The organism is Methanocalculus sp., assembly GCF_030651615.1.
GTDB lineage: Archaea > Halobacteriota > Methanomicrobia > Methanomicrobiales > Methanocorpusculaceae > Methanocalculus.
In genome coordinates, this window is sequence record NZ_JAUSCG010000016.1 from 1 (window position 1) to 5889 (window position 5889).

10 protein-coding genes are annotated in these 5889 nt (G+C 48.6%); 9 read left to right on the top strand and 1 reads right to left on the bottom strand.

Annotated features, from left to right (window positions below; translation table 11 throughout):
* Window positions 1-969 (bottom strand): DNA methyltransferase (locus tag Q7V06_RS00570; protein ID WP_304836501.1); only part of this gene is annotated, 969 nt, incomplete at its 3' end.
* Between the two features lie 125 nt (window positions 970-1094).
* Here Q7V06_RS00570 and Q7V06_RS00575 point away from each other — a divergent pair.
* The 9 genes from Q7V06_RS00575 to Q7V06_RS00615 all read left to right on the top strand — a co-directional run bounded on the left by Q7V06_RS00575 (window position 1095) and on the right by Q7V06_RS00615 (window position 5843).
* Window positions 1095-1367 (top strand): zinc ribbon domain-containing protein, encoded by a 273-nt coding sequence (locus Q7V06_RS00575; protein ID WP_304836503.1) that lies wholly within the window; start codon window positions 1095-1097, stop codon window positions 1365-1367.
* Between the two features lie 67 nt (window positions 1368-1434).
* Window positions 1435-1950: a Na+/H+ antiporter subunit E gene (locus Q7V06_RS00580; RefSeq protein WP_304836505.1), complete on the top strand. Its 516-nt coding sequence runs from the start codon at window positions 1435-1437 to the stop codon at window positions 1948-1950.
* Window positions 1941-2207 carry a monovalent cation/H+ antiporter complex subunit F gene (locus Q7V06_RS00585; protein ID WP_304836508.1) on the top strand — a complete coding sequence of 89 codons (267 nt, stop codon included), beginning with the start codon at window positions 1941-1943 and terminating at the stop codon, window positions 2205-2207. Before Q7V06_RS00580 ends, Q7V06_RS00585 begins: the two co-directional genes overlap by 10 nt.
* A gap of 76 nt (window positions 2208-2283) precedes the next feature.
* Window positions 2284-2547: a monovalent cation/H(+) antiporter subunit G gene (gene mnhG, locus Q7V06_RS10390; protein WP_370650789.1), complete on the top strand. Its 264-nt coding sequence runs from the start codon at window positions 2284-2286 to the stop codon at window positions 2545-2547.
* A complete protein-coding gene (locus tag Q7V06_RS00595) occupies window positions 2544-3092 on the top strand; it encodes a DUF4040 domain-containing protein (protein ID WP_304836513.1) in 549 nt (182 codons plus the stop codon). The genes mnhG and Q7V06_RS00595 overlap by 4 nt, the downstream gene beginning before the upstream one ends.
* Window positions 3079-3507, top strand: a complete 429-nt coding sequence (locus tag Q7V06_RS00600; protein WP_304836516.1) for an MnhB domain-containing protein — start codon at window positions 3079-3081, stop codon at window positions 3505-3507. Before Q7V06_RS00595 ends, Q7V06_RS00600 begins: the two co-directional genes overlap by 14 nt.
* Window positions 3504-3887: a cation:proton antiporter subunit C gene (locus tag Q7V06_RS00605; protein WP_304836519.1), complete on the top strand. Its 384-nt coding sequence runs from the start codon at window positions 3504-3506 to the stop codon at window positions 3885-3887. The genes Q7V06_RS00600 and Q7V06_RS00605 overlap by 4 nt, the downstream gene beginning before the upstream one ends.
* The gene (locus Q7V06_RS00610; RefSeq protein WP_304836522.1) at window positions 3884-5368 is read left to right on the top strand and encodes a proton-conducting transporter membrane subunit; all 1485 of its coding nucleotides are present in this window, start codon (window positions 3884-3886) and stop codon (window positions 5366-5368) included. Before Q7V06_RS00605 ends, Q7V06_RS00610 begins: the two co-directional genes overlap by 4 nt.
* A 1-nt stretch (window position 5369) precedes the next feature.
* Window positions 5370-5843 carry a hypothetical protein gene (locus Q7V06_RS00615; protein ID WP_304836525.1) on the top strand — a complete coding sequence of 158 codons (474 nt, stop codon included), beginning with the start codon at window positions 5370-5372 and terminating at the stop codon, window positions 5841-5843.
* Window positions 5844-5889: the final 46 nt, after the last annotated feature.

A 5889-nucleotide genomic window follows, 5' to 3' on the forward strand; every position in this document is an offset into this window, starting at 1 on the left:
GTCAGTCCGTTTATCCACAAGCCCGAGGAGATTATAGGCATATGCATGCTGCTCATGATAATCGATCAATCCAACATACGGAGGGCTGGTAATAACTCCATGCACCTCTGGAAAATCGACCTTCCGGCAGTCATCATGGTAGACATTCACAGATGCATCTGTTCTTAGCTCGGCAAAATCAGATACACGCTTAATGGTATCATTGCTGTATCGTTTCAAAAATTTGAATGCTTCCTCGGTTGGATGACAGATCCGCTTATGTTTATAACAGTGATATGGCTCAGTCACCGGTTTCTTTGGAAAGTCCAGGTCAAAATGCGTCGTTAATCGGGCAGAACGAGCGGAGCGGGAGAGTATGATCTTCATCAGATCCTTATACTGATAATCTCCCGTTTCGATATAGTATCGATACGTGAGCAGCTCTTCACATGCCTTTGGTGCAAACCATCTATTGAGATACTCGTTATTTTCATCAGAGAGATATGGGCCGTGCGTACACTCAAACCATAACCGACTCTGTGCAGAGTCAACCTGTGTTGCTGACATGACTTTATTCAGGATGTCAAGAACTTCCCGTTTCATCAAGGAGAGATCGTACTCCTGCGTTTTTGCTCGTGCAAGAAGGACATTGAATGCCGATATATCAAACCCGATTGCGTTAATCCCAAGCTCATGTGCCTGCACAAGAGTTGTCCCCGATCCACAGAATGGATCCAGGACAGTCTCACCTCTTGAAAAATACCTTCTCAAAAAAATCTCAACGAGTTGTGGGATATATTTACCAAGATAGGGATGAAGGCGGTGGACATGCTTTGTACGCTCCCTCTCGGGGAGATCCTTTTCGGTCCAGTTAAGATTTAAACATTCAAGAGGAGTGTCGTGCGTCACCTCATGGGATCTCGTAGGGTTCTGCTCAATCGTATAAACCTTCACCCTTTTTTCTTCATTCGTGAGTATTGTTGACCCCATGGTAAACACTGTCAATTATCAATATAGGGGTTTCAACCTTTGAAATACATATTGATCCAGATTATTGAAAGTACCAGCATCAATCATCTATATTGTTTATTACCAAAGATGACAGAAATGCCATTATGGACGAGATCCCACAAGGACCATTCTGCCAGAGTTGCGGCATGCCCATGAGCGAGCCTGAACATTTTGGAACAGAAAAAGACGGCTCACAATCCCTTGAGTATTGCTTGTACTGCTACCAGAACGGGGCATTCATTGATGAGTCAATTACCCTCGAAGAGATGATTGAGTTCTGCTCGCAGAAGATCGATGAGATGGGCATTATGTCCTATGCAGAAGCAAAGACGATGTGCGGGCAGTTCCTTCCCGAACTCAAACGATGGAGGAAGTAGCAAGAGAACACAAAAGCCAATCTACTCTTACCAATACCTTTTTCTTCACCAACAGAGACATCACCATATGCCCAGAAGAGATCCAATCGGCATCATCCTGACAGCAACAATCCTCTTCCTCTTCTGGATCGTCCTCTCAGGCCACCTCGATTGGGTGCACCTCAGCATGGGCCTCATCTCCTCATTCATAATCGCATATCTTTTTCCAATCGTTACCGTCGATGGAGAGGTGGGTGATCTCAGGAGGATAGGAGGGATCGCTCTTGGAATAATCCCCTATTTCATCCGGCTCCAGTATGAGATCATCAGAGCCAATATCGACATCATCCGGATCATTCTCCACCCGGATCTTCCAATATCTCCTGCTGTCCGGAAGTTTTCGACGGATCTGTTGGGCAGTACTGCCCTTGCCACCTTCGGAAACTCAATGACACTGACACCGGGAACCCTGACAATTGATATCGAAGAGGAAGGGGACTGCTATATCCATTACCTGACCAGACCGGATGAGGGTCAGAAGAAGACGCAGGAGATTCGCAATGCCGTACTACGGCTCTTTAAAGGGAGTGAGGCATGGAGATAATCCTGACTATTACGTCTGTCATGCTTGGCATTGCCGCTTTCCTCTGCCTGTACCGTGTGGCACGGGGGCCAACACTGCCGGATCGGATCATGGCAATAAACATCATAGGAACAACAACAGCGGTTATGCTCGTCATCATCTCAGTCCAGGTCGGTCAGCCTTTTGTCATTGATATCGCTCTGACCTATGCGATGCTTGGATTTCTTGTGACTATCGTTGCATCCCGTTACCTGACAACAGGGAGGATCTTTCCATGACCGCTATCCTGACCTTCATCTCCGCCGTGCTACTTCTGGCAGGCAGCTTTTTTTTTTAGTCGGCTCAATTGGAATCATCAGGTTTCCGGACTTCTTCTGCCGACTCCATGCTGCAACAAAATGCGATACCCTCGGCCAGACCTGTATCCTTCTTGGCATAGCACTCTTTGAAGGGTTCTCACTCATCTCAGTAAAAGTCCTTGCAATCAGTATCTTTCTCTTCATATCAAGCCCGACAGCCGCACAAACACTCACAAAAGGGGCGTACTGCTCAGGAGTCAGACCCGAAAACCTCACAGAAGAGGACGCGTATGCCATACAGCTGGAGGATACCAGATGATCTGGATACTAAACGGCGCCCTTCTCCTAACTCTGATCGTCCTTGCACTATGGGCACTGAAAAGCAGAGATCTTCTTGTATCTGCGATGATCCTCTCCTTATACTCGTTTCTGATGGCTATCATTTATGCGCAGCTGAATTCACCAGATATCGCCCTCACCGAGGCGGCAGTGGGTGCAGGGATAACAACTGTCCTCTTCATCCTCGCCATCCAGAAGACCCGCAGGACCGAAGAGGAGACAGACGACGACCAGCTTCAGATCGGCCCTCTCTGCGTTGTTCTCACGATTGGAGCAGTACTTGCTCTTGCTGTTGCAGGAATGCCGGCATTTGGAAGCCCTGACTCACCAGGGGCTACCGTGACAGGAAACCTGTACCTTGAGGAAGGGCAGGCAACAACCGGTGTTGCAAATATCGTCACCGCAATCATCGCATATTACCGTTCCTTCGATACACTTGGAGAGATTACAGTGATCTTTGCTGTTGGAATTGCGATCATCGGGCTCTATCTCAAAAAACAGGAGGGATTTGATGACGATGAATGACGATCTCATCGTTCGGACTGTCACCCGCCGGATGATCCCATTTCTCCTCCTCTTTGGAGCTTATATTCTTCTGCATGGTCATATCGGAGCGGGGGGAGGTTTTCAGGCAGGTATTATCATCACAAGTGCTATCATCCTCGCTGCAATCGGCGGAGATCTGAAGGAGATACGATCAGCACTCTCATGCCGGACACTCTTTGCAATAGGGGCGGTGGGAAGTGTCGGCATCACTCTGGTTGGAATACTCGGAATTCTTGCAGGAGGCTGGTTCTTCCAGTATGGTTCACTTCCGCTTCCCTATTCGCAGGAGATCATCCATTTGATCGCTATCACCTGTGTCGAGATCGGCATCGGTGTTGCTGTCTTTGGCATGATGTTTCTGATCTTTATTGCCATCGCGGGAGGGGAGGAATGAACATCATCGATCCCGGATTTATCCTTGGTCATTACAACTACTGGGTTGCAATCATCCTCATTATGATCGGCCTCTATACGATGATCGCAAAGAGAAATCTCATTAAGAAGTTCATCGGTTTAAATATCATTGAGACGGCGATCTTCCTCTTCTACATATCCCTTGGGGATGTAACCGGAGGTATTGCACCAATATTTGCAGAGGGATCTACTAACCCCCCCGATGCTGTGATACTGTATGCAAACCCCCTCCCCTCTGCGATGATGCTGACTGCAATCGTTGTCACCCTCTGCATGACTGCCCTTGCATTGAGTTTTGCAGTCCTGATTTACCGGCGGTATAAGACGCTGGATGCCCGGAGGCTGATGGAGCTGTTATGAACGACATCCTCTCACACCTGCCCATCCTCATCGTGATGATACCCATAAGTACCGCGTTCATCAGTCCGCTTGCAGGGTACCTGTTTTTGGGATGGATCAGAAGGATCGCACTTCTCGGGCTCTTCATAAACCTCATCTGCTCTCTTCTGCTTGTTCTTCACATAACCACATCAGGCCCTTTTACCTACCATCTCGCAGGAGTGGCTCCGCCACTTGGAATTGCTTTTTATGCAGATTACCTCGGAGCCTGCATCTCCGTTCTGATCTCCGGTATCGCTTTTATTTCGATCTGGTATTCTTCAGATAGTATTGGGGAACTTGGAGAGAGGAAGAGCCTCTTCTTCTATGTCTTACTCCTGCTCTCTGTCGGAGCGATGCAGGGTACCATCATCACTGCCGACCTCTTCACCCTCTTCATCCTCTTTGAGATTCTGGCTATTGTGATGTATGGGCTTGTCGCAATCAGGGGAGATGGGAGAGGGCTTCTTGCCGGGTACAAGTACCTCCTCATCGGATCTGCGGGTTCAGCGATGATCTTAATCGGGATCGGTTTTCTGTATATCACCACAGGCACTCTGAATATGCATATGATGGCAGACCTTCTGGTGCCGGTCTCCGACTCATATACCGTGCTTGCGGGCCTTGCACTATTAATCGCCGGTATCAGCACAAAGATCGGCCTTTTTCCACTCCACATATGGATGCCGGACGCGTATGCGTATGCCCCATCAATTGCCCCGGTATTTTCGACACTTGCACTGAAGGCGGGTCTTGTTGCCCTGATTCGCGTGATATTCATTATCTTTGGTCCATCCCTGGCAGTGCAGACGATACCGCTGTATTCGATGCTTGCGATCCTTGGTGCAGTCGCTATTATCTTCTGTTCGGTCATTGCAATCCGGCAGGTCGATATCAGAAAGATGTTTGCATACTCTACCGGAGCAAATATTGGCTGTGTGGTCCTTGGTATCGGCATCGCGACAGAGGCCGGTCTTGAAGGGGCGATACTCCTGATGATCACTCATGCAACAGCAAAAGCGGGTCTCTTCCTCTGTGCCGATACGATATTGATCCAGGCAGGTATTCGGTATATCCATGAATTCAGGGGGGTTGGTATGGCAATGCCATACACTATGGCGGCTTTTGCAATGGCAGCACTTTCGATGGTCGGAATACCCTTAAGTGGAGGGTTCGTAAGCAAAATCATCATCTCAAGTGCCGCTATCGCCTCGGATCTTCTGCTGTATGCGATCATCATTCTCTTCTGGACACTCCTTACAGCAGTGTATTTCTTCAGGATACTCAATAGTGCATATTTTGAGGAGGCAGACAGGGTGCGAACGATCCGGGAAGCTCCGATAAACGTGCTCATTCCGATCTATCTCCTCTGCACAGCCGCAATACTCCTGGGCATCTTCGTTGAGGTGCCAATGGGGATCATCCGGCCGGCTGCTGAACTCCTTCTTGGAGGTGGGGGATAAGATGGAGATCATCTCTTCAGCTGCACCTGCTGTGACAATCTGTATGTCGCTTGGAGCAGCAATCACCATCGCACTCTTTGGCGGGAAGATTCGGTATGTGAATGAAGGAGTGACCATTGCCGCATCACTCATCAAGTTCGGTCTGATCACTCTGATGTTTCTGTCCATCTCCGCCGGATCGATATATCTCTTCAGCCCGGTCACTCTTCTGCCGGGGGTACCCTTCTCATTACGGGTTGATCTCTTTGGAATATATTTTGCTTTCCTCTCATCTCTCCTCTGGATCGTCACCTCGATCTATTCAATAGGGTATCTGCGGGCACTGGATGAGCATGCCCAGACGAGGTATTACCTCTGTTTTGCAGTATGTGTTGCTTCAACTGTAGGGATTGCATTCTCAGGAAACCTCCTCACGTTCTTCATCTTCTATGAAATCCTGACACTAGTGTCACGTCAAACTTCAAAAGTCGGGTAAAGGCGAGATAGCTTCACTCGTGCATCCTCAGTCGTGAACTGCCAAT

Coding starts and splice junctions, on each gene's coding strand:
- Q7V06_RS00610 (WP_304836522.1), top strand. CDS start 3,884: ATGAACGACATCCTCTCACACCTGCCCATCCTCATCGTGATGATACCC.
- Q7V06_RS00595 (WP_304836513.1), top strand. CDS start 2,544: ATGATCTGGATACTAAACGGCGCCCTTCTCCTAACTCTGATCGTCCTT.
- Q7V06_RS00615 (WP_304836525.1), top strand. CDS start 5,370: ATGGAGATCATCTCTTCAGCTGCACCTGCTGTGACAATCTGTATGTCG.
- Q7V06_RS00575 (WP_304836503.1), top strand. CDS start 1,095: ATGGACGAGATCCCACAAGGACCATTCTGCCAGAGTTGCGGCATGCCC.
- Q7V06_RS00605 (WP_304836519.1), top strand. CDS start 3,504: ATGAACATCATCGATCCCGGATTTATCCTTGGTCATTACAACTACTGG.
- Q7V06_RS00580 (WP_304836505.1), top strand. CDS start 1,435: ATGCCCAGAAGAGATCCAATCGGCATCATCCTGACAGCAACAATCCTC.
- Q7V06_RS00600 (WP_304836516.1), top strand. CDS start 3,079: ATGACGATGAATGACGATCTCATCGTTCGGACTGTCACCCGCCGGATG.
- Q7V06_RS00585 (WP_304836508.1), top strand. CDS start 1,941: ATGGAGATAATCCTGACTATTACGTCTGTCATGCTTGGCATTGCCGCT.